Below are 22,159 nucleotides of genomic sequence, written 5' to 3' on the forward strand. Positions count from 1 at the left end.
TTCCGGGGGACCGATGACTTCCGCACTGACGCGGCTGGCCGACTGGTCGGCCGGAACACCCAAGCGGCTCTGGCTGATCTCTTTCGCCCTGTTCTTCACGCTCGCGGGCTCGTGGGCGGCCGCCAGCCCCCTCGGGAGCTCCCCCGACGAGCACGCGCACTTCATCCGCGCCGCCGCCGTCGCCAGGGGCCAGATCGGCGGGACCGAGGTGATGGTCCCGCACACGGTGGCGGGCATCGAGGGACACTTCGCCGAGACCGGCGTGCAGCTCCCGGAGTGGTACCGCAACCTGCCCAAGGTGCACGAGTGCTACTCGTGGCACGAGGCGCAGCCCGCGTCCTGTGCCCCCTCGCTCGGCACGTCCGAGAAGATCGCGCAGGCCACCACGGCGGCCGGCCGCTACCACCCCGGCTACTACCTGGTGACCGGCTGGCCGAGCCTGCTGGCCGACGGCCCCAAGGGGCTGTACCTCATGCGCTTCATGTCGGCGCTGCTCTGCTCGGCGCTGCTGGCCAGTGCGGTGGTCACGGCCGCCGAATGGCGCCGGCGCTCGCTGGCGATGCTCGGCGTGTTCGCCGCCGCCACCCCGATGACGCTCTACATGGCCGGCATGGTCAACCCCAGCGGCGGCGAGATCGCCGCCGGGATCCTGGTGTGGACGGCCCTGCTGTCGATCGTCCTGTCGCCCGACCCCGTGCTGCTGAACCGCAGACTGGCCCGGCTGGGCATCGGCGGCCTGGTGCTGATCAACATCCGACCGCTCGGACTGATCTGGTTCGGCGGGGCGGTCGTCTTCTGCCTGATGCTGACGCAGCGGCGCGGACTGCTGGGACAGGTGCTGCGCCGCAAGGCCCTGTGGCTCTGGACGGCCCTGCTGGGCCTGGCGACGGCCGGCGCGCTGCTCTGGGCGGCGGGGCACCCCGACAACTCGAAGATCGACATCCCTGACTCGCTGACCACGGGAGTGGCCGCGAAGAAGACCCTCGGCAACACCGAGGTCTACATCAAGCAGATGCTCGGCTTCTTCGGCTGGCTGGACACCCCCGCCCCGGCCCTCATGTACGTGGTGTGGATGGCGGTGCTCGCCACCGTCGTCGTGCTGGCGCTCGTGCACGGCCGTGCCCGCGAGGTGGTGGCGATGCTCGGCATGCTGGTGGCCGTCGTGATGGTGCCGGTGGTCGCGCAGGCCTCGCAGGCGGAGCGCATCGGCATGGTGTGGCAGGGCCGCTACCTGCTGCCCTTCGCCGTCGGACTGCCGCTGATGGCCGTGGCCGTCTGCGCCACGCGCGCCCCGGAGCACGGCTTGCGCTGGCGGCGGCTGGTGGGCCTGTCCGTCGTCGGCCTCGCGCTGGTGAACCTCTCGGCCTTCTACTGGACGCTGCGCCGGTTCGCCGTCGGCACCGGCGGTTCGTGGGTGGCGACCTCGGCGCACTGGGCCCCGCCCGGCGGCTGGGTCTTCTGGACCTGCGTGTACGCGGTGGCGGCCGTCGCCGTCGTGCTGCCCGCCCTGATGCGCGACCGCGGGGGCGCCGCCCGGCTCCCGGACCTCGACACCCCGCGTCCGGACCGCCGCCGGCGGGTGCCCGAGCCCGCCTGACGCGCCCCGCCCCGCGGCCCCGTCAGAGGGCGGGGCCGACCGGGGCGGTCACCACCGACGGGGTGCGGTCGTCCGCCTCGGCGAGCAGCGCTCCGCCCGGGGCCCACACGGCCGAGCGGCCGCAGCCGGTCCACGGGCCCGCCGGGCCGACGTGGTTGGCGAGGACGACGTACAGGCCGCTGCGCTCCGCGATCCCCGGGTACACGGTGGCGCGCTCGCGGATCCCGTCGCCGGTCCCGTACAGGGAGCTCGCCAGGTGGACCCGGCAGCCGTCGGCCGCGCCCCGGCCCGGGAGTCCGGGGAAGTGGTTGTCGTAGCAGACGCCCAGCGAGAAGCGGACCCCGAGGAGTTCGAAGCGCCCGTCGGCCGTGCCGGGCTCGAAGACGTCCTGCTCGTGGCGGAAGAGGTGCTGCTTGCGGTACGTCGTCACGTGCGCGCCGTCCGCGTCGTGGACCAGCGTCGCGATGGCCGGACGCGGGCCGTCGCCGGGCAGCGCCACGTTGACCGCGGTGGCGATCCCGGCGGCGCGCAGCGGGTCCAGCCGGGGGTCGTCGGCGGCGGTCCACAGGCCCGGGTCGGCGGCGAGCGCGTCCAGTTCGTAGCCGGTGAGGGTGAACTCGGGGAACACCACCAGTGCGGCGCCCTGCTCACGGGCCGTGGCGGCGAGGGCGGCGGCCCGCGCGGCGTTCGCGCGGACATCGGCGGGGACGCACGTCATCTGTGCTGCGGCGATCTTCACCGGGTCAGGATGCCAACCCGTCCGCGGCTTCCTTCAGGAGGGTCAGCAGGGCCGCGGCGGCCGGTGACGGGGCGATCCCGCGCGGGGTGGCCGCGTAGACCCCGCGGCGCGGGGTGTCGTCCGGGTGCAGCGGGACCAGCACGAGGTCGGGCCGTACGGAGGAGGCGGCGAGCTCCGGGACGAGGGTGACGCCGAGCCCGGCCGCGACGAAGCCCTGCTTGGCGATCCAGTCGGCGGCGACGAAGCCCGTACGGGGGCGGAAACCACCCCCCAGCGCGGAGTGCATGAGGGTCTCCTCGGGGCGGGTGCCGGCGGCGATCCACTCCTCGTCGGCCAGTTCGGCCAGCCGCAGCCCGGTGCGTCCGGCGAGCCGGTGGCCGCTCGGCAGGGCCACGTACATGCGCTCGTCGAGCAGGTGGTGCGGGGTACAGTCCCGGGGCGGCCGCCCGGAGGTGTCGGCGACGACGGCGAGGTCGAGCTCCCCGGTCGCGAGGAGGGCGAGGTGCTTGGCGGACGGCCCCTCGGTACGGGTGACCGCGACGGCGGGATGCCGGGCCCGGAAGGCGGCCAGCGCGCGCGGCAGCAGCGCGGCGTCCGCAGTGGAGAAGGAGCCGATCCGCAGCCGGCCGGCCCCCAGGGTGCGCAGCGCGTCGAGCTCGGCGCGGGCGGTGCGCAGGCGTTCGCCGACGGCCTCGGCGTGCGGGAGCAGGACGCGGCCGGCCTCGGTGAGGCGGACGCCGCGCGGGAGGCGGTCGAAGAGCGGGGCGCCCCACTCGCCCTCCAGGGTCTGGATCTGCCGGGAGACGGCGGACTGGGTGTAGCCCAGGGAGCGGGCGGCGGCGGTGAAGGAGGCCAGGCGCGCCACGCGCAGGAAGACCTCGTACAGGCTGTGCGGAGTCGGCATGGCAGCCATGCTAGACATTCGCTTGTCGCATGAACGGCCCGGACCTAGCGTCGTGGGCATGGACACAGCGCAGCAGATCGCATTCCTCGGCGTCGGCCGCATGGGTGCCCCGATGGCCCGTCACCTGCTGGCCCGCGGGCACGGGCTGATGGTGTGGAACCGGACGCCGGAGAAGGCGCGGCGGCTGGCGGAGGCCGGCGCGACGGTCGCCGCCACGCCCGCCGAGGCCGTCCGCGACGCGGACCTCGTCATCACCATGCTGGCCGACCCGGCGGCCCTGTGGGCCGTCGCGGAGAGCGTGCTGCCCGCCCTGCGCCCCGGCGTCCACTGGATCGACACCTCGACGGTCGGCCCGGAGCCGGTACGGGAGCTCGCCGGGCGGCTGCCGGAGGGGGTGACGCTGACCGACGCGCCCGTGATGGGGAGCGTCGACCGGGCGGCGACGGGGGAGTTGTGGGTGCTGGCGGGCGGCGACCCGCTGCCCGGCCCGGTCAGGCGGGTCCTCGACGCCCTCGGCGAGGTCACCGTGTGCGGCCCGGCGGGTTCGGGCGCGGCGCTGAAGCTGGTGCTGATCAACACGGCGGTCGGCGGGGTGGCCCTGGTGGCCGAGGCGCTGAGGCTGGGTGGAGCGCTGGGCCTGCCGGAGGACCTGGTCCGCGCGCAACTGGCCCGCGGACCGCTGGCGGGCGCGGTGGCCCGTGCTTACGCCGACGCCTCGCACTTCCCGGTCGCCCTGGCAGCGAAGGACGTGGCCCTGGCCACGGCCCGCGCGCCGCTGCCGATCCTGGAGTCGGTCCACGCCGCGCTGACGTCCCGTCCGGAGCTGGCGGGCCGGGACCTCTCCGCCCTGCGCCCCTGACCCGGCCGGGGCCGCGGGCGGGGGAGTCCGCCCGCAGGGTGGATCGACCTGCATAAAATGCCGGTGTGATCTTCATTGTGGTGAAATTCCCCGTCAAGCCCGAATACGTCGACGCGTGGCCCGACAAGGTCGCGCCGTTCACCCGCGCCACCCGCGCCGAACCCGGGAACCTGTGGTTCGAGTGGTCGCGCAGCCTGGAGGAGCCGAACACCTACGTACTGGTCGAGGCCTTCCAGGACGACGCCGCCGAAGCGCACGTCACCTCCGAGCACTTCAGCGCCGCGCTGGAGACCATGCGGCCGATGGTGACCCGTACGCCCGAGATCGTCAGCACCACCATCGAGGGTGCGACCGGCTGGAGCCGGATGGGCGAGCTCCAGGTCGACTAGGCCCTTCAGGCCTCCGGGCCCCGCAGCAGGGTCAGGAAGGCGCGGAAGGCGGCGGGCATGTCCACGGACTCGGGGGCCAGCAGCCACTGGTACTGGAGGCCGTCCATGACCGCCGTCAGCAGCGGGGCCGCCTGCTCCGGGGTGAGACCCGAGGGCAGGCGGTCGCCGAACTCGGCGCGCAGCACCGCCGCCATCTCCGAACGGACCTGGGCGTAGCGCTCGGTGAAGAACTCCCGGGCCGGGTGCCCGTCGGTGACGCTCTCGCCCAGCAGCGCCGAGAAGGTCTGCACGATGCCCGGGCGCATCGCGTTGTACTCCACCAGCGAGGCCAGCAGGTCCAGGCGCCAGGTGTCCGCCGCGGCGCGCGAGCCGCCGCCCGTGTCCCACCGGTCGCGTTCTTCCAGCACCGCGACGAGCAGCGCCTCCTTGGTCGGGAAGTAGTGCAACAGCCCCTGCTGGGTCAGGCCCACGCGCTCCGCGACCGTGCCCAGGGACGCCCCCCGGTAGCCGCGCTCCGCGATCACCTCGACGGCCGCGCGGACGATCTCCCCGCGGCGCTCCTCGCTCCTCGCCCTGGGCATCGCCATGGCACCCCTTCCGTGCAGTCCCGTCGTCGGCAGGACCGTAGGAGGACCGTACGACATTCGCATATCACGAACAGATAACAAACCCTACCGCTCGCCAGGTGGCAGGTCCACGATGGGGGCACCGCACAGCGCCGCACCGCGCAACCGCACCGCTCTCGACGAGGAGGCACGGCCGTGACCGATGCCGATCAGGTCCGTGATCAGATACGGGACGACGCCGTGGAGGCGGCGCTCGGCAAGCTCGACCTCGACACCAAGGCCTTTCTGCTGGCGGGCCAGGACATGTGGTCCCTGCCCGCGATCCCGGCCATCGGGCTGCAGTCCCTGGTCATGTCCGACGGCCCCATCGGGGTGCGCGGCGTGCGCTGGACCGCCGACGACCCGTCCGTCGCCCTGCCCTCCCCGACGTCGCTCGCCGCCGCCTGGGACCCGGAACTCGCCCGCCGCGCCGGCCGGCTCCTCGCCCAGGAGGCCCGCCGCAAGGGCGTCCACGTCCTGCTGGCGCCCACCGTCAACCTGCACCGCTCTCCGCTCGGCGGCCGCCACTTCGAGTGCTACTCCGAGGACCCGTACCTCACCGGCGCCATCGGCAGCGGCTACGTGAACGGCGTCCAGGACGGCGGAGTCGGGACCACGGTCAAGCACTTCGTCGGCAACGACGCCGAGACCGACCGGTTCACCGTCGACAGCGTCATCGCCCCGCGCCCGCTGCGCGAGCTCTACCTCGCGCCCTTCGAGGCCATCGTCGCCAATGCCCACCCCTGGGGCATCATGACCGCCTACAACCAGGTCAACGGCACGACGATGACCGAACACCGGTACCTGGTGAACGAGGTCCTGCGCGGCGAGTGGGGCTTCGACGGCTGCAACGTCTCCGACTGGATGGCCGCCCGCTCCACCACCGGCGACATCCTGGGCGGCATGGACGTCGCCATGCCCGGCCCGACCACCGTCTACGGACCCGCCCTCGCCGAGGCCGTCCGCGCCGGGGAGGTCCCCGGGTCCGCCGTCGACGACGCCGTGCGCAACGTCCTGCGCCTCGCCGCCCGCGTCGGGGCCCTGGAGGGCGCCCCCGCCGTCGTCGAGACCGCTCCGGACCCGGTCGACGGCCAGGCGCTCGCCCGCGAGCTCGCCGCCCGCGGGTTCGTCCTCGTGCGCAACGAGGAGGGCGTCCTGCCGCTGGACGCCTCCGCCGGGCGCACCGTCGCCCTGCTCGGGGCCGCCGCGCGCGACGCCCGGGTGCTCGGCGGCGGCAGCGCCACCGTCTTCCCCGAGCGGGTGGTCTCCCCGCTCGACGGGCTCACCGCGGCCCTCCCGGAAGGAGCCCTGGCCTATGCCGTCGGGGCCGACCCCTCCGAGGAGCCCACCCCCGCCGACAAGGGGTTCGAGCTCCTCGCCTTGTGCCGCGACGCCTCCGGGGCCGTCCTCGGCGAGGGCGGCCTGCCCACCGGCCAGGTCCAGTGGATCGGGGACGACCTGCCCGCGGGCGCCACGTACGAGGCGATGGCGAGCATCGAGGTCCGCGGCACGTTCGTGCCGCGCGAGAGCGGTGAGCACACCTTCGGCACCCGCGGACTCGGCGCCTTCACCCTCGCGGTCGACGGACGGCACCTGTGGAGCGGCGTCCAGGAGATGGGCGACGAGGCCGACCCCTTCGAGGCCTTCTTCGGGGCGCCCAGCGAGCGCGCCCGCGTCACGCTCACCGAGGGCGAGCCCGTCGAGGTGTCGCTGACCTACCAGGTCCCCGACATGACCGCGATGCCGCTCAAGGCGATCATGTTCTCGCTGCTCCACCTCGGCCCGCGGCGCGACCCCGACGAGCTGATCGCCGAGGCGGTGGAGGCCGCCCGCGCCGCCGACACCGCCGTCGTGGTCGTCGCCACCACCGAACGCGTGGAGTCCGAGGGCTTCGACCGCCCCGACCTCGGCCTCCCGGGCCGCCAGGACGACCTCGTGAGGGCCGTCGCCGCCGTCAACCCGAACACCGTGGTCGTCGTCAACGCCGGCTCCCCGGTGGAGCTCCCGTGGCGCGAGGACGTCGCCGCCGTCCTGCTGACCTGGTTCCCCGGGCAGGAGGGCGGGGCCGCGCTGGCCGACGTACTCCTCGGCGAGGCGGAGCCGGGCGGCCGGCTGCCCACCACCTGGCCCGCCCGGTTCGCGGACGCGCCCGTCACCGAGGTCGTCCCCGCCGACGGGCGCCTGGAGTACGGCGAGGGCCTCTTCATCGGCTACCGGGCCTACGAGAAGCACGGCGTCGTCCCCGCCTACCCCTTCGGGCACGGCCTCGGCTACACCGACTGGGCGTACGAGTCCCTGGAGGCCACCGCCGACGCCGTACGGGTCCGCGTCACCAACACCGGTACCCGGCCCGGCCGCGAGGTCGTCCAGGTCTACCTGGCCCCCCTCGACACCGCGTCCGACCGCGCGGGGAGCACGACGGTGGAGCGCCCGGCGAGCTGGCTGGCCGGCTTCGCGAGCGTCGCCGCGGGCCCCGGCGAGAGCGTCGAGACCGAGATCCCGCTGCCCGCCCGGGCCTTCGAGATCTGGGACGAGGAGGCCCGCGGATGGCGGCGGATCGGCGGCGCGTACGAGGTCCGCGCGAGCCGCGCGCACGGCGACACCCGGCTGACCGCGACGCTCGACATCGCGTGACACGCCGTATGGCCGGAAATAACCCCTGAAAGCCGGTCCGGGGGCGGGCCCTGACTCCCGCCCCCGGACCCTCCGCGCACGAGGACGTCAACGCGGCGGTTCGGCCGCCGTCACCTGGCGGTGCGCCAGTTCCGCCAGCCGCGCCTGCCCGTCCTTGCCCGGGTGGAACCAGTCCCAGCGGCTCAACTGCTCCGCCGCGAAGGGGTACTGGAACACCGCGCCGCCGTCGTAGCGGCACAGCGCGTCCTTCCCGCAGACCTCGCGCAGCACCTCGTTGTACTCGACCACCCGCGCCCGCACCTGCTCGCGCCGGGCCGTGGCCCCCGTGGCCAGCGACAGCGGATCGGCGAGCATCGACTGGCAGATGCCCAGCTTCCAGACCTGGCGCACCATCGGGAGGTCCTTGCCCTGCTCCCACAGCCGTTGCAGGTCGGGCACGCTGGAGACGTACACCTGGGAGGCCGGGGACGCGGCCCGCAGCTGCGCGAGGGCCTGCTCGAAACCGGACCGGAACTCCGCCACCGGGGTCATCGACGAAGCGGTGGGCCGGCAGGCGTCGTTCGACCCCACCATCACCGTGACCAGGTCGGGCTTGTGCGCGGCGGCCGCCGTCAGCTGGCCCGGAAGGTCCGCCATCCGCGAGCCGGTGACCGCGTAGTTCCAGCTGCGTCCGGGCACCGCGGCGTCCCCGAGCAGCCGGGCGGCGAGGGAGCGGACGGCGGGGTCGCTCCCGGTGGCCCAGGACACCTCGGGGCAGTCGGCGAGGACCGAACAGGCGTCGAAACCACGCGTGATGGAGTCGCCGGCGGCCGCGATCGAGGTGGGCGCCGTGTTCCACCGGGGAGCCGACTGCGCCCCGCGCTCGCCCGGGGCGGCCGATCCGCCCGACTGGCACCCGGTCAGGGCCCCGGCCAGCAGCGCGACCGTCGCGCCCGCACCCGCGAGAGCACGGCGCGCGCGGCGGCGGGGAGCGGTGGTGCGCATGGGAAGGACCCCTCCTTGTGGCCCCCACGCGTTCGGGGGGTCCTGCTGAGTGAAAGCTCTGTGTTTACCGGCCTCGGAGCGACCGTACGTCACACCAGGACCCCTGGCGCACGGTAGCTTTTTCCCGTGGCGTTTCGGCCGCAGGTCCCGTTGCGCAATGTCAAATAATTTCCGTTACATTACATCACGTCACATACTGTCCGTTTTCTGGAGTTTATTCCCGACCTCGTCCACCACTGGAGGTCCCGGTGACGACACGTGGAGTTCTGTACGTGCATTCCGCACCGCGCGCGCTCTGCCCGCACGTGGAATGGGCCGTAGCGGGCGTGCTCGGGGTGCGGGTGAACCTCGACTGGATCCGGCAGCCCGCCTCCCCGGGCACCTGGAGAGCCGAGTTCTCCTGGCAGGCCGAAGCGGGCACCGCCTCGAAACTCGCCTCCGCGCTGCGCGGCTGGCACCTGCTGCGCTTCGAGGTGACCGCGGAGCCCTGTCCGACCGCCGAGGGCGAGCGCTACAGCTCCACACCGGAGCTCGGCATCTTCCACGCCGTCACCGGCCTGCACGGCGACATCCTGATCCCGGAGGACCGGCTGCGCGCCGCGCTGGCCCGGTCCTCGCGCGGCGAGACCGACTTGGAGGCGGAGATCGCCAAACTGCTCGGCAAGCCCTGGGACGACGAACTGGAACCCTTCCGCTACGCGGGCGAGGGCGCACCGGTCCGCTGGCTCCACCAGGTGGTCTGACCGGAGGCACGGTCGGGCGGAACGTGAAGGGCCCCGCACGGCGACTGCCGTGCGGGGCCCTTCACGTCGAACGGGTCAGACGCTGCGGAAGGCGAGCGTCACGTTGTGGCCGCCGAAGCCGAAGGAGTTGTTGATCGCGGAGATCGGGCCGTCGGCCGGCAGCTTGCGCGGCTCGTCCCGGACGATGTCCGCGTCGATGTCGTCGTCGAGCGCGTCGATGTTGATCGTCGGCGGGGCCAGACGGTGGTACAGCGCCAGCACGGTCGCGACGGTCTCGATACCGCCCGCGCCGCCCAGCAGGTGACCGGTCATCGACTTGGTCGCGGAGATCGCGATGTGGTCGAGGTCGTCGCCCAGGACCTTGCGCAGGGCCTTGATCTCGGCCGTGTCACCCTGCGGGGTGGACGTGGCGTGGGCGTTGACGTGGACCAGCTCGGCCGGGTCGAGACCCGTGTTGTCGAGCAGGTTCTGCACGGCCGCGGCGACACCGCGGCCGGTCGGCTCGGGCTGCGCGATGTGGTGGCTGTCCGCGGACAGGCCCTGGCCCAGCACCTCGCAGTAGACCCGGGCGCCGCGCTTGGCCGCGTGCTCGGCGGACTCCAGGATGACGACGCCCGCGCCCTCGCCCAGGACGAAGCCGTCACGGGCCTTGTCGTACGGACGGGAGGCCGTCTCGGGGCTCTCGTTGTTCTTCGACATCGCCATCATGTTGGCGAAGGCGGCGATCGGCAGCGGGTGGATCGCGGCCTCGGTGCCGCCCGCGACGACCACGTCGGCGCGGCCGGTGCGGATCATCTCGACGGCGTAGCCGATGGCCTCGGCACCGGACGCGCAGGCGCTCACCGGAGTGTGCACGCCGGCCTGGGCGTTGACCTCGAGGCCGACGTTGGCCGACGGGCCGTTCGGCATGAGCATGGGGACGGTGTGCGGGGAGACCCGGCGCACGCCCTTCTCCTTCAGTACGTCGTACTGGTCGAGCAGAGTGGTGACGCCGCCGATGCCGGAGGCGATCACGGTGCCCAGGCGGTCGGGAGCGACGGACTCGTCCTCGCCGGCCGGGGCGGTGTAGCCGGCGTCGGCCCACGCCTCGCGGGCCGCGATGACGGCGAACTGCGCCGAGCGGTCCAGCTTGCGGGCCAGCGGCCGGGGCAGGACCTCACTCGGGTCCACGGCGACCGGGGCGGCGATGCGTACCGGGAGTTCGGCGAAGCGCTCGCCCTCCAGGGGCTTGACGCCGGAACGGCCGGCGAGCAGACCTTCCCAGGTCGAAGCGCTGTCGCCACCCAGCGGAGTGGTTGCGCCGATACCGGTGACGACCACGGTGCGATTGGTCGGGCTCACAGGAATTCTTTCTCCACGTCTCAGAGGGTGCTGAATTGTCACGGCGCCACCGCCGGGTGGCGACAAACGCTCGTCAGGCTCAGGCCTGGTGCTTCAGGATGTAGTCCGCGGCGTCGCCGACCGTCTTGAGGTTCTTGACGTCCTCGTCCGGGATCTTGACGTCGAAGCGCTCTTCGGCGGCGACGACGACCTCGACCATGGACAGGGAGTCGACGTCCAGGTCGTCGGTGAAGGACTTGTCGATCTCGACGTCCTCGACCGGGATGCCCGCGATCTCGTTGACGATCTCGGCGAGGCCCTCGACGATCTCCTGCTGCGTGGCGGCCATGTGGCGCTCCTTCTCTGGGTAACTGGGTAGAAAGACCGGGATGTGGATCCCGGCCCTAGGGGAGGGTAACGACCGTCGCGGCGTAGACGAGCCCCGCCCCGAAGCCGATGACGAGCGCGGTGTCGCCGCTCTTCGCCGCTCCGGTCGCCAGGAGCCGCTCCATGGCGAGCGGGATCGAGGCGGCCGACGTGTTGCCGGTGGTCTCCACGTCACGGGCGACCGTGACGTGCTCCGGCAGCTTCAGAGTCTTCACCATCGAGTCGATGATCCGCATGTTCGCCTGGTGCGGGATGAAGACGTCCAGGTCTTCCGCGGTGATCCCGGCGGCGTCGAGCGCCTGCTGGGCCACCTTGGCCATCTCGAAGACGGCCCAGCGGAAGACCGCCTGACCCTCCTGCGTGATGGCCGGGAACTTCTCTCCGGCGTCCTTGCCGAGGTACTCGTCCCACGGCACGGTCTGCTTGATCGTGTCGGACTTGTCGCCCTCCGAGCCCCACACCGTGGGGCCGATGGCCGGCTCGTCCGAGGGACCGACGACGACGGCGCCGGCGCCGTCGCCGAACAGGAAGGCCGTCGCGCGGTCCTCCAGGTCCGTGAGGTCCGAGAGCCGCTCCACGCCGATGACGAGGACGTACTCCGCGGAACCTTCCACCACCATGCCCTTGGCAAGGGTCAGGCCGTAGCCGAAACCGGCACAGCCCGCGGAGATGTCGAAGGCGGCGGGCTTGACCGCGCCGACCCGGTGCGCGATCTCGGTCGCGACGGCCGGGGTCTGCTTGAAGTGCGAGACCGTGGAGACGATCACCGCACCGATCTGCTCGGGGGCGACACCGGCGTCGGCCAGCGCCTTGCCCGAGGCCTCCACCGACATCGCGGCGACGGTCTCCTGGGGCGAGGCCCAGTGCCGGGTCGCGATGCCGGAGCGGGAGCGGATCCACTCGTCGGAGGAGTCGATGGTCTCGAGGATGACCTCGTTGGGCACCACACGGGTCGGGCGGTAGCCGCCGACGCCGAGGATGCGGGCGTAGGGGGAGCCCTTGGCCGGCTTGATCTTGGACATGCTGTGTGGGCTCCTTCTCTCAGGCCGTCAGTTCGGCGACCAGCGCCGCGGCCTTCTCGAGATCGTCCGGGGTCTTCAGCGCCACGCTCGGTACGCCCTTCAGCGCGCGCTTGGCCAGACCCGTCAGGGTGCCGCCGGGGGACAGCTCGATGATCCCCGTGACGCCCAGCTCGGCGAACGTCTCCATGCACAGGTCCCAGCGGACCGGGTTCGCGACCTGGCCCACCAGGCGGGCGACGACGTCGGCGCCCGTGGTGACGACGAGGCCGTCCTTGTTCGAGACGTACTTCAGGGCCGGGTCCGCCGGGGCGAGGGCCTCGGCGGCCTTCTCCAGCTCGGCGACCGCAGGGGCCATGTGGTGCGTGTGGAAGGCGCCCGCGACCTTGAGGGGAACGACCTTCATGGAACCCTCGGGCTTGTCGGCCTGCAGGGCTTCGATCTGCTCCATCGTGCCGGCGGCCACGATCTGGCCCGCGCCGTTGATGTTGGCCGGGGTCAGGCCGAGCTTCTCGAGGTGCGCGACGACGACGGCGGGATCCCCGCCGAGAATCGCGGCCATGCCCGTCTCGGTGACGGCGGCGGCCGCCGCCATGCCCAGCCCGCGGGTCCGGACGAACGACAGCGCGTCCTCCTCGGGCAGCACGCCGGCGATGGCCGCGGCGGTGATCTCACCGACGCTGTGGCCGGCGACGGCGCCGAAGACCGAGGTGGAACCCAGCGCGGAGGCGGACAGCAGACCGGCGGCCACCAGCAGGGGCTGGGCGACCGCGGTGTCGCGGATCTCCTCGGCGTCGGCCGTCGTGCCGTAGCGGGCAAGGTCCAGCTTGATGGCGTCGGACCACTCGGCGACGCGGTCAGCGGCACCGGGGAGGTCGAGCCAGGGAGTCAAGAAGCCGGGCGTCTGAGCGCCTTGGCCGGGAGCGACGAGTACGAGCACCCTCACACTCTCTCTTGTGGATGGTCCCTGCCGCCCGTGGGGACAGGGACCAAGAACCGTCGGGGTAATTGTTGATGTCCGACAAAAGTCTAGGACTGGCCATCGCCGTCGGCCAGACGCCCCAGAATCAGGGCGATACGCAGCGTGAACGCCGATCGGACATCGGACGGCGACCATCCGGTGACGTCGGTCACACGTCGTAGCCGGTAGCGCACCGTATTGGGGTGCACGAACAGCATCCGAGCTGCCCCTTCGAGGCTGCTCGCCTGCTCCAGATAGACGCTCAACGTCTCCAGCAGTGCCGACCCCGCCTCCTCAAGCGGTCTGTAGATCTCCTCCACCAGCTGTTCTCTGGCAGCCGGATCCGAGGCGATCGCGCGTTCCGGCAGGAGATCATCCGCCAGGACCGGCCGCGGCGCGTCCTGCCACGCCGTACAGGCCTTCAGTCCGGCCGCCGCGGCCTGCGCCGACTTCGTCGCGTTCAGCAGGTCGGGCACCACCGGGCCGGCCACCACGGGACCCGCCGCGAACGGCCCGATCAGGGACTTCGCCACCTGCATCGGGTTGTCGCTGCCGCCCGCGATGACGACCAGACGGTCCCCGAGCACACCCGTCAGGACCTGGAGCTTGTGGTGGCGGGCCGCCCGCCGGATGGCCTCGACCGTGAGCTCGCTGTCGCCCTCCGGCGCGGTGCCGAGCACCACGCACACGTGCTCCGGGGAGTTCCAGCCCAGCGCCGCCGCCCGCGACAGCGCGCCCTCGTCGGCCTCGCCGGACAGCACCGCGTTGACGACCAGGGACTCCAGCCGGGCGTCCCACGCCCCGCGCGCCTCGGCGGCCTGCGCGTACACCTGGGCGGTCGCGAAGGCGATCTCCCGCGCGTACACCAGCAGCGCCTCGCGCAGGATCGACTCGTCGCCGGGGGCCGCCACCTCCTCGATCGCGGTCTCCATGACCTCGATCGTGGTGCGGACCATCTCGACGGTCTGACGCAGGGTGATCGCCCGGGTCAGCTCGCGCGGAGCCGTCCCGAAGACGTCGGTGGAGATCGCCTGCGGAGTCTCCGGATGCCGGAACCACTCGGTGAACGCGGCGATACCGGCCTGCGCGACCAGACCGATCCACGAGCGGTTCTCGGGTGGCATCGCCCGGTACCACGGCAGGGTCTCGTCCATGCGCGCGATCGCGTTGGCGGCGAGCCGGCCGGAGGACTTCTCCAGACGGCGCAGCGTCGCGGTGTGCGGATGGGCGGGAGCGGGATGCGCGGCGTGTGTGGCGGGCGAATGCTCACGTTCGGGTTGAGGCACGGGACAAGACTGCCTTATCGGGAAGGCTGCGCCGAGTCCGGTCCCGTGTCCGGGCCCGGCTCCGTCCCACGGCTGGGGCTACCGTGGCCCTCATGATTGAAGTACGCCGCGGCGCCGACCGGTACGAGGGAGGAGACCCGGCAGCCGGGATCACCACCCGGCACGCCTTCTCCTTCGGGTCCTCCTACGACCCGGACAACCTGCGCTTCGGCCCCGTCCTGGCCTGCAACGAGGAGACCCTCGCGGCCGGCGCGGGCTTCGACGAGCACCCGCACAGCCACACCGAGATCGTGACCTGGGTGATCGACGGCGAGCTCACCCACCAGGACAGCACCGGCGAGAAGAGCCTCGTCCGGCCCGGGGACGTGCAGCGGCTCAGCGCCGGGTCGGGGGCGCGCCACGTGGAGCGCAACGACGGCGACCGGCCGCTGCGCTTCGTGCAGATGTGGCTCTCGCCGCTCGCCGCGGGCGGCGATCCCTCGTACGAGGTGCTGCGGGGCGTCCCCGACGGCACGCCCTACGAGGTTCCCGCGGCCGGCGCCGCCCTGCACGTACGGCGCCCCGGCGCGGGCGAGCGGGTCGCCGTACCGGCCGCCGAGCGGGTGTACCTGCACGTGGTGCGCGGGGACCTGCGCCTGGACGGGGCGGAGCTGGGCCCCGGGGACTCGGCGCGGATCACCGCCGAGAAGGGCCTGGAGATCATCGCCGGGTCCCCGGGGGAACTGCTGATCTGGGAACTGCCGGCCTAGCCGCCCGCCCGGCCCGCCCGGCCCCCGGTCCGGTCTACGCGGAGCGGAGTTCGGCCAGGACCGCGTCGGTGAACGGGGTCCAGGCCTCGACCGCCCACGGGCCGAAGGGCCGGTCGGTCAGCGCCACGCACGCGGCGCGCGCGTCCGGGTCCACCCACAGGAAGGTGCCGGCCTGGCCGAAGTGGCCGAAGGTGCGCCGGGAGGAGGTCAGGCCCGTCCAGTGCGGGGACTTGCCGTCGCGGATCTCCATGCCGAGGCCCCAGTCGTTGGGGGACTGGCTCCCGTACCCCGGCAGGACGCCCTTGAGCCCGGGGTGGACGACCGAGGTGGCCTCGGCGACCGTGCGGACGTCGAGCAGCCGGGGCGCCTGCAGTTCGGCGGCGAAGCGCAGCAGGTCGGAGACGGTGGAGACGCCGTCCTTGGCGGGCGACCCGTCCAGGGTGGTCGACGCCATGCCCAGCGGCTCGAAGACGGCCTGGTGCACGTACTCCGCGAAGGGGATGCCGGTGGCCTTGGCGATGTGGTCGCCGAGCACCTCGAAGCCGGCGTTCGAGTACAGCCGGCGCGTACCGGGCGCGGCCATCGCGCGGTGCTCGTCGAACGCCAGGCCGCTGGTGTGCGCGAGCAGGTGACGGACCGTCGACCCCTCGGGCCCGGCCGGCTCGTCCAGCTCGATCGCCCCTTCCTCGTGGGCGACGAGGGCGGCGTACGCGGCGAGCGGTTTGGTGACCGACGCCAGCGCGAAGCGGTGGTCGACGGGCCCGTGCGAGCCGGCGAGGCTCCCGTCGGCGGTGACGACGGCCGCCGCGGCGGTGTCCACGGGCCAGGTCTCGATGATCCGCAGGCTTTCCATGCCGCTCAGGGCCTCCTTGCTGTCCATGCGGCCGAGCCTACTTGCTTGGAGTGCACTCAAGGGTTTTAGCGTGGGGCCATGAGCCAGAGCCACAGCCTGAGCCTGACGCAGACGCGCTACACGATCAGCGAGGTGGAGGCCCGGACCGGTCTGAGCCAGCACACCCTGCGCTGGTACGAGCGGATCGGTCTGATGCCGCACGTGGACCGCTCCCACTCGGGCCAGCGCCGCTTCACCGACAAGGACCTCGACTGGCTGGGCTTCGTGGGCAAGCTGCGTGCCACGGGGATGTCGGTGGCCGACATGGTCCGCTACGCCGAGCTGGTCCGCGAGGGCGAGCACACCGTCGAGGAACGCCGTGAGCTGCTGGAACGGACGCGGTGCGAGGTGCGGGCGCGGATCGGGGAGCTGACGGACGCACTGGCCGTACTGGACTACAAGATCGACATGTATGCGATGAGGACGGTCTCGGGGAAGGGACAGCAATGACGGAGTACCGCGACACCCTGGAGCAGGCCGAGCTCGGCAAGGGCGGCCCGGTGGTCGGCATCCAGGGCCTGGGCTGCATGGGTATGAGCGAGTTCTACGGGGACACCGACGAGGCGGCCGCCCGGGAGACCCTGGATGCGGCGCTGGCCGCCGGGGTCACCCTCTTCGACACGGCGGACGTCTACGGCCGGGGCCGCAACGAGGAGTTCCTGGCCCCGTTCGTGGCCGCGCACCGGGACGACATCACCCTGGCGACGAAGTTCGCCATAGAGCGCAACGACGACCCCGCCTTCCGGGGCATCCGCAACGACCGCGCGTACGTCCGCGCCGCCGTCGAGGGCAGCCTGCGCCGGCTCGGCGCGGAGGTCATCGACCTCTACTACATGCACCGGCGCGACCCGGCCGTGCCGCTCGCCGAGTCGGTGGGCGCCATGGCGGAGCTGGTGCGGGAGGGCAAGGTGCGCCACCTGGGGCTGAGCGAGGTCACCGGCGCGGAGCTGCGCGAGGCGTACGCCGTGCACCCGATCGCGGCGCTCCAGTCGGAGTGGTCGCTGTTCAGCCGGGACGTGGAGCGCAGCGCCGTGGCCGCGGCGGCGGAGCTGGGCGTGGCCATCGCGGCGTACTCCCCGCTCGGCCGGGGCTTCCTGACCGGGGCCTTCGCGGACGCGTCCGTGGAGCTGTCGCAGAACGACTTCCGGCGCCACCAGCCGCGGTTCACCGGCGACAACGCGAAGACCAACGCGGCGCTGCTGGCCCCGGTCCGGGAGATCGCGGCGCAGCGGGGCGCGAGCCCCGCGCAGATCGCCCTCGCCTGGGTACAGCAGCGTGCGGCGGTGCACGGACTGACCGTGGTCCCGATCCCGGGCACCCGCCGGGCGGAGCGGCTGCGCGAGAACACCGCTGCGACCCGGATCACCCTGACCCGGGCGGAGCTGGCTCTGCTGGAGCCCATCGCCGGGCAGGTCGCCGGGGACCGCTACCCGGACATGACCTCCACGTCGGCGGCCCGGGAGGCGTAGCCGTTCCCGGCGCGACCTGCACGGCCTGCGCGACCTGCACGACCTACTGGGGCTCGGTGGTGAAGCGGTCCCGGAGGGTGGCGTATTCGCCGTCGGTCAGGAGGCCGGCCGAGTAGAGCTCGCTCAGGTGCCGCAGCCGTTCGTCGCCGGAGCGGCCGCGGGCGGCGGCGACCGGGGTGCGGCTGCGCGCGGCGGCGAGGACGGCCGCGGCGAACGGCAGCGACTCGTGCACCGCCCCGTAGCCCACGCCGAAGACGGCCGTCGCGAGGTCGTGGTCCGGCCGGGGGTCTGCCGGGGTCTGCTGGGGCTCCCGCAGCAGCAGCCGCAGGTGGCCGCCGGTGCCGCCCGGGGAGCGCCACTCGACGCCGGTGAGCTCGGCCAGCGGGTACCGCTGGTCGCCCGCCTTCCACTTCGTGCCGGTGGCGCCGGTGCGCGACCAGTGGAAGTCGACGGAGGAGCCGTCGAATCCCACCCGCGCGTCGTACGCCTTCAGCTGGAGGGGCGGCTGCGGCACGTCGACCAGGAAGCGCGGGGCCGGCTCGGCGGCGTCGTCCCCGAGCTGCGCGCGCAGGGCGGCGGCGAACGCGGCGGCCGACGTCGCCCGGTCGCCCGGCAGCACCATCCGGTACGGGTCGCACGCCTCCTTCAGCTGCCCGGCGGCGGCCTCCATCAGCGGATCCGCGCCCGGGCGCGGGACGGCACGCAGAACCACCGTGTCCCGCCTTCCGGCGGTCACGGTCACAGCGGACACCGCTTCCAGAGGGATCCGGCGCGAACCCAGCGCTTGCCACAGTCTTGGCGTTCGCATCCCCCGTGCGAAGCGGATGAGCACCGAGTCCGAGTCGAACTCCCAGACGGCATGGTTTCCGGCCAGTACGTCACCCATGCGCCACATGGTAAAGGGAGCCACCCCCGTGCGTCCCCCTCGATGCGGTGGCCGATTTCCGTGCCTCTACGCGCGTCAGTCCTGCTCTGTCCCGGAAATTCCCCGTCGACACGCGTCGTCGCCGGTCGCGCACACAACGGAACCGAACGCGCCGGTTCCGATCTTGGCGAAGTTCGTCATCGAGTCCGTACCTGGCGCGAAATAGCCGGTGTGGCTCTTCGCCCTGGCCGAGGACAGCAGCCGGGCACCGAACTCCGGGGACACCGGATCGGCGCCGTGGCCCACGCCGCCGACCTCCAGGTGCGGCACGTCCGCGATCCAGTCGCCCTCGTCGCGCGTCGCCCAGACCCGCGCCGTGGTGTGCAGACCCGCGACGTTCTCCGCCCGCATGCCGGGGCTGCCCGCCACCACCACGTCCGTCACCCGCCTGGGCAGCTCGTGCGCGGCGACCCCGCACACCACCGATCCGTAGCTGTGGCAGAACAGCGCCACGCTCGAGTTCCCGGGCAGGGACACCGTCAGGGCCTTCAGTCGGACGGCGCCGTCGAAGGCCATCCGGCCCGTCGCGGCGTCCATGCCGACCCCGGTGGGGGCGGTGTAGCCGGCCCAGGCGATGACAGCCGTCCGGCTCTTCGGCGCGGCCGTCCGCTCCGCCTCGTACAGGGCCTCGGCCATGCCGACCGGGGAGGTCAGCCGGCGTTGGGTGCGCTCGAAGGTGAGGAGGTCGGTGTCCACGCCGGGGACGATCACCGAGACCCGCTCGGCGCCGTCGAGGTCGCCGAAGACCTCGGCCACCCGGCCGCCGCCGGTGGGGTCGAACGCGAGGATCTGCCGGCCGGGTTCGGCGAGCGAGGCGAAGCGGTGGGAACGCCGGGTGGCCTCGGCCCGGTCGGCCGGGGTCAGCGCGACGTCGCGACTGCGGGCCTCCTCGACCAGGCGGGCCTTTTCCAGGCCGTGTTGGTTGGCCCGGTAGCGGGTGGCGACCGGCGCCCCGTCGAGGTTGCCGACCACGAGCGGGTAGCCGGCGGCGAGGCGGGCCCGCTGAGCGCCGTCGAGGCCGGCGAAGAAGCGGGCCACCGTCCGTACGGGGGCGTCCGCCGCCGGCACCGGGCGGCCGTCCAACCGGGCCTTGGACCAGGCGTCGAGGGCGGCTGCGCGCAGCGGCGTGCCCCCCTCGGGGCGGTGCACGGCCGTCCAGCCGGTCGTCGCCAGCATGATGAAGACGACCGCCAGCGCGAGCAGGGTGCGCAGGGCGGCCGGGCGCGGGTCGGCGCCTGGAACGGTGGTGTGGGCGAGGCCGGGCAGGTTCACTGGGACCAGCGTAGGAGACCGATTCCGGGCGTGGCGCGCCGGGTGACGGGGTTCACGCCCGACCGTGGGACGACGTGAGCGGCCGGCCGCCGGCCGCCGAGACCCGGGCGAAAGATCCGAAATGCCGTCTTTCGGGGGTGGGTCAGCTCCAGCGCCCCGCGAGAGCTGGGCCGATGCCGTCGAGGTAAGTGTCCGTCAGCCGGCGGATCGCCTCCACGCTCGTGTCGTCCCCCTGTCCCCAGAGCCGCCCCGTGACCCTCATCACTCCGAAGAACGCGGCGACGGCCACCCGGGGCCGCGGGTCGGCGTCCACGTCCAGGCCCTCGCGGGCGGCGATCAGCCGGGAGATCCGCTCCTCCAGCTCCGTGGAACGCCGCAGGTGCACCGCGAGCAGGGCCGGGGTGGACTCGATCAGCCGGTAGCTGCGCATGTAGAGGTCGACCGGGACCACCTCGCGGAGGGCGCCGTCGACCGTGTCCCACGCGGCGAGCACGGCGCCCCGCAGCGCATCGAGGGGCCCCTCGTCCGCCGGGCGGGCGTGCAGCTCGTTGACGAAGTGCGACTCCACCAGGTCCTGGACGGCGAAGACGACCTCTTCCTTGTTGGCGAAGTAGCGGAAGAAGGTGCGCTGGGAAACGCCCACCGCCGCGGTGATCTCGTCCACGGTGGTGCGCTCGTACCCCCGGGACACGAAGAGCACGAGCGCGGCGCGCAGGAGCGCGCTGCGGGTGCGCCGCTTCCTGCGTTCGCGCAGTCCGGCCGCCGGCGCCGCCGGCGCCGTCCGCTCGTCGATCGCCACCGCCGGGCTCCTTTCTGACGCCGAGTGGGCGGTCAGAGTACCCGTGACCGACGGCCCGGAGGCCGATTGGCCTAGCCGTGCCGAGCCGTTTGCGAAGGGGCGCCCCGCCGGTCCCTCATCACACGTTTGGGGCGGCCGTGCGGGGCGACCGCAGCTGCACCGGGGCGGCCGCGGGCCCGCCGCAAAGGCTGCCGGACGGGTCAACTCCGTACCGGTGAAAGGCCCGCCGGACGGTTCCAGCGAGGCTGTCGCCTATCAGGGTGGACCCGCCGGGCGCCTCTTCCGCCCGAGCGTCACCGCAGGTCAGCGTGGTGTCAGCGGAGCACCGGAAGCGGTCCGGGCGCCCGCCGTCCACAAGGAGTTGACCCGTCATGCGTACGTGTGGAACCACGCGCCTCACCACCGTCCTCGCCGCGACCGCCCTGGCCCTCACCGCCCTCATCCCGACCACCGCAGGCACGGCGCACGCCGCGGGGCCGCCGGGCCTCGGGGCCTGCGCCAGCGGACAGCTGTGCCTGTGGGCGAAACCGGACTTCAAGGGCACCCGGCAGACCCATGAGCTGAGCACCCTCGACATCAACAGCTGTACCGCCCTGCCCGCCGGCACCAGCGCCCAGTCGCTGGTCAACCGCACCGGGCGCCCGGTCACGACCTACCAGTCGGCGGAGTGCGCGGAGACCGGCGAGTTCCAGACCTACCCGGGCGACGGGGTCTGGCTGCCCCAGTCCCCCTACCAGGTGAGGGCCTTCAAGGTGTGGGAGCGGTAGCTTCCCGCTGCGCCGGGGCGCCCGGCCCGGTGGCGGGCGGGGCGACGGCCGGCCGGACGGCGGCCGCGTCCGCCGCGCCGCCCAGCCGGGCGACCTCGCCGCGCAGCGCCCGTACCTCCGCCTGGAGCTCGCGGATCGCCGCCAGCTGGAGCCGCTCCGCCTGGTCGTCGCGCTCGAAGCGGGAGATGAACCACGCGGCGATGTTGGCGGTCACCACACCGAGCAGGGCGATCCCCGACAGCATCAGCCCGACCGCCAGGACGCGGCCGAGGCCGGTGGTGGGGGAGTGGTCGCCGTACCCGACCGTCGTCATCGTGGTGAAGGACCACCACACGGCGTCGCCCAGGTTCTTGATGTTCCCGTCGGGCGCGTCCCGCTCCACGCTCAGCACGGCCAGTGAGCCGAACATCAGCAGCCCGACGACCGACCCGGCCACGTACGTCGTCAGCTGGATCTGCGGGGCCATCCGGGCCCGCCGGCCCACCAGCATCAAGGTGGCCACGAGCCGCAGCAGCCGCAGCGGCTGCACGAGCGGCAGCAGCACGGCCGCCAGGTCCAGCCAGTGGGTCCGCACGAACCGCCCGCGGTCCGCCGAGAGGACCAGGCGCACCAGGTAGTCGGCGGCGAAGGCCCCCCACACCGCCCACTCCACGTAGGTGCAGGCGCCGTGCACCCGCGCGCTCGCGTCCGGAGCGACGATGGGCACGGCGTACGCCACGGCGAAGGCCACGGCGAGGACGAGCAGCGGGGTCTGGCTCCGCCGCTCCCACAGCAGCTGGCGGGATGGTTCCTTCATGCGGAGCATCGTAGGCACCACGTAAAGAGGCGCGGGCCCCGGCCGAAGCCGGGACCCGCGCCC

The 22,159-nt window shown here is 73.2% G+C and carries 23 protein-coding genes; 9 read left to right on the plus strand and 14 right to left on the minus strand.

The annotated features are described in order from the left end of the window. The first annotated feature begins 13 nt into the window (after positions 1-13). Positions 14-1,597 (plus strand): DUF2142 domain-containing protein, encoded by a 1,584-nt coding sequence (locus OHA91_RS25590; RefSeq protein ID WP_031145902.1) that lies wholly within the window; start codon positions 14-16, stop codon positions 1,595-1,597. Positions 1,598-1,619: 22 nt separating this feature from the next. On the opposite strand, the gene OHA91_RS25595 is transcribed toward OHA91_RS25590, so the two are convergent. Continuing rightward, complete coding sequence (locus tag OHA91_RS25595; RefSeq protein ID WP_266501496.1) at positions 1,620-2,336, minus strand: carbon-nitrogen hydrolase family protein; 717 nt, start codon at positions 2,334-2,336, stop codon at positions 1,620-1,622. Positions 2,337-2,340: 4 nt separating this feature from the next. Continuing rightward, complete coding sequence (locus OHA91_RS25600; protein ID WP_408059183.1) at positions 2,341-3,249, minus strand: LysR family transcriptional regulator; 909 nt, start codon at positions 3,247-3,249, stop codon at positions 2,341-2,343. Positions 3,250-3,298: 49 nt separating this feature from the next. Here OHA91_RS25600 and OHA91_RS25605 point away from each other — a divergent pair, with 49 nt between their 5' ends. Together OHA91_RS25605 and OHA91_RS25610 are read left to right on the plus strand one after the other, a co-directional pair. Further along, positions 3,299-4,099: an NAD(P)-dependent oxidoreductase gene (locus OHA91_RS25605; RefSeq protein WP_328740084.1), complete on the plus strand. Its 801-nt coding sequence runs from the start codon at positions 3,299-3,301 to the stop codon at positions 4,097-4,099. Positions 4,100-4,164: 65 nt separating this feature from the next. Continuing rightward, positions 4,165-4,488, plus strand: coding sequence for a putative quinol monooxygenase (locus tag OHA91_RS25610; RefSeq protein ID WP_031145911.1), 324 nt, complete (start codon positions 4,165-4,167; stop codon positions 4,486-4,488). A 5-nt stretch (positions 4,489-4,493) separates the two neighbouring features. Here OHA91_RS25610 and OHA91_RS25615 read toward each other — a convergent pair whose 3' ends face one another. Beyond that, a complete protein-coding gene (locus OHA91_RS25615) occupies positions 4,494-5,069 on the minus strand; it encodes a TetR/AcrR family transcriptional regulator (RefSeq protein ID WP_031145913.1) in 576 nt (191 codons plus the stop codon). A gap of 180 nt (positions 5,070-5,249) precedes the next feature. Here OHA91_RS25615 and OHA91_RS25620 point away from each other — a divergent pair, with 180 nt between their 5' ends. Continuing rightward, positions 5,250-7,727: a glycoside hydrolase family 3 protein gene (locus OHA91_RS25620; RefSeq protein WP_328740085.1), complete on the plus strand. Its 2,478-nt coding sequence runs from the start codon at positions 5,250-5,252 to the stop codon at positions 7,725-7,727. Between the two features lie 87 nt (positions 7,728-7,814). Here OHA91_RS25620 and OHA91_RS25625 read toward each other — a convergent pair whose 3' ends face one another. Further along, complete coding sequence (locus OHA91_RS25625) at positions 7,815-8,711, minus strand: SGNH/GDSL hydrolase family protein (protein ID WP_031145917.1); 897 nt, start codon at positions 8,709-8,711, stop codon at positions 7,815-7,817. A 248-nt stretch (positions 8,712-8,959) separates the two neighbouring features. Between OHA91_RS25625 and OHA91_RS25630 the strand changes: the two genes are divergently transcribed. Then, the gene (locus tag OHA91_RS25630; RefSeq protein WP_030841205.1) at positions 8,960-9,454 is read left to right on the plus strand and encodes a DUF3145 domain-containing protein; all 495 of its coding nucleotides are present in this window, start codon (positions 8,960-8,962) and stop codon (positions 9,452-9,454) included. Positions 9,455-9,529: 75 nt separating this feature from the next. Here OHA91_RS25630 and fabF read toward each other — a convergent pair whose 3' ends face one another. The 5 genes from fabF to OHA91_RS25655 form a co-directional block, all read right to left on the minus strand. Then, complete coding sequence (gene fabF / locus OHA91_RS25635) at positions 9,530-10,795, minus strand: beta-ketoacyl-ACP synthase II (RefSeq protein WP_031145919.1); 1,266 nt, start codon at positions 10,793-10,795, stop codon at positions 9,530-9,532. 79 nt (positions 10,796-10,874) lie between these two features. Beyond that, a complete protein-coding gene (locus OHA91_RS25640) occupies positions 10,875-11,123 on the minus strand; it encodes an acyl carrier protein (RefSeq protein WP_030657054.1) in 249 nt (82 codons plus the stop codon). A 55-nt stretch (positions 11,124-11,178) separates the two neighbouring features. Continuing rightward, positions 11,179-12,183 carry a ketoacyl-ACP synthase III gene (locus OHA91_RS25645; RefSeq protein ID WP_031145922.1) on the minus strand — a complete coding sequence of 335 codons (1,005 nt, stop codon included), beginning with the start codon at positions 12,181-12,183 and terminating at the stop codon, positions 11,179-11,181. 19 nt (positions 12,184-12,202) lie between these two features. After that, on the minus strand, positions 12,203-13,120 hold the full coding sequence (locus tag OHA91_RS25650; protein WP_266501520.1) for an ACP S-malonyltransferase: 918 nt from the start codon (positions 13,118-13,120) through the stop codon (positions 12,203-12,205). An 89-nt stretch (positions 13,121-13,209) separates the two neighbouring features. Beyond that, the gene (locus tag OHA91_RS25655; protein WP_031145927.1) at positions 13,210-14,427 is read right to left on the minus strand and encodes a PucR family transcriptional regulator; all 1,218 of its coding nucleotides are present in this window, start codon (positions 14,425-14,427) and stop codon (positions 13,210-13,212) included. Positions 14,428-14,519: 92 nt separating this feature from the next. Between OHA91_RS25655 and OHA91_RS25660 the strand changes: the two genes are divergently transcribed. Next, positions 14,520-15,176, plus strand: coding sequence for a pirin family protein (locus tag OHA91_RS25660; RefSeq protein WP_328740086.1), 657 nt, complete (start codon positions 14,520-14,522; stop codon positions 15,174-15,176). A 34-nt stretch (positions 15,177-15,210) separates the two neighbouring features. Here the strand turns inward: OHA91_RS25660 and OHA91_RS25665 are convergent, their stop codons facing one another. Then, positions 15,211-16,029, minus strand: a complete 819-nt coding sequence (locus OHA91_RS25665; RefSeq protein WP_031145930.1) for a serine hydrolase domain-containing protein — start codon at positions 16,027-16,029, stop codon at positions 15,211-15,213. Between the two features lie 78 nt (positions 16,030-16,107). Here OHA91_RS25665 and OHA91_RS25670 point away from each other — a divergent pair, with 78 nt between their 5' ends. Further along, positions 16,108-16,518 (plus strand): MerR family transcriptional regulator, encoded by a 411-nt coding sequence (locus OHA91_RS25670; protein WP_037631397.1) that lies wholly within the window; start codon positions 16,108-16,110, stop codon positions 16,516-16,518. Next, complete coding sequence (locus OHA91_RS25675) at positions 16,515-17,537, plus strand: aldo/keto reductase (protein ID WP_328740087.1); 1,023 nt, start codon at positions 16,515-16,517, stop codon at positions 17,535-17,537. Before OHA91_RS25670 ends, OHA91_RS25675 begins: the two co-directional genes overlap by 4 nt. A gap of 43 nt (positions 17,538-17,580) precedes the next feature. Here OHA91_RS25675 and OHA91_RS25680 read toward each other — a convergent pair whose 3' ends face one another. From OHA91_RS25680 to OHA91_RS25690, 3 genes are all read right to left on the minus strand, one after another. Continuing rightward, entirely contained in the window at positions 17,581-18,423 is an 843-nt protein-coding gene (locus tag OHA91_RS25680) for a DUF4429 domain-containing protein (protein WP_031145936.1), read from the minus strand. Between the two features lie 75 nt (positions 18,424-18,498). Further along, positions 18,499-19,638, minus strand: a complete 1,140-nt coding sequence (locus OHA91_RS25685; protein ID WP_037631448.1) for an alpha/beta hydrolase — start codon at positions 19,636-19,638, stop codon at positions 18,499-18,501. Between the two features lie 238 nt (positions 19,639-19,876). Further along, complete coding sequence (locus OHA91_RS25690; protein WP_328740088.1) at positions 19,877-20,533, minus strand: TetR family transcriptional regulator; 657 nt, start codon at positions 20,531-20,533, stop codon at positions 19,877-19,879. 371 nt (positions 20,534-20,904) lie between these two features. Between OHA91_RS25690 and OHA91_RS25695 the strand changes: the two genes are divergently transcribed. Continuing rightward, positions 20,905-21,300 (plus strand): peptidase inhibitor family I36 protein, encoded by a 396-nt coding sequence (locus tag OHA91_RS25695; protein WP_031145942.1) that lies wholly within the window; start codon positions 20,905-20,907, stop codon positions 21,298-21,300. Here the strand turns inward: OHA91_RS25695 and OHA91_RS25700 are convergent. Beyond that, positions 21,281-22,096: a potassium channel family protein gene (locus OHA91_RS25700; protein WP_328740089.1), complete on the minus strand. Its 816-nt coding sequence runs from the start codon at positions 22,094-22,096 to the stop codon at positions 21,281-21,283. The two genes, OHA91_RS25695 and OHA91_RS25700, sit on opposite strands and share 20 nt — an antisense overlap. Positions 22,097-22,159 lie beyond the last annotated feature (63 nt).

This window comes from Streptomyces erythrochromogenes, from assembly GCF_036170895.1.
Lineage (GTDB): Bacteria > Actinomycetota > Actinomycetes > Streptomycetales > Streptomycetaceae > Streptomyces > Streptomyces erythrochromogenes.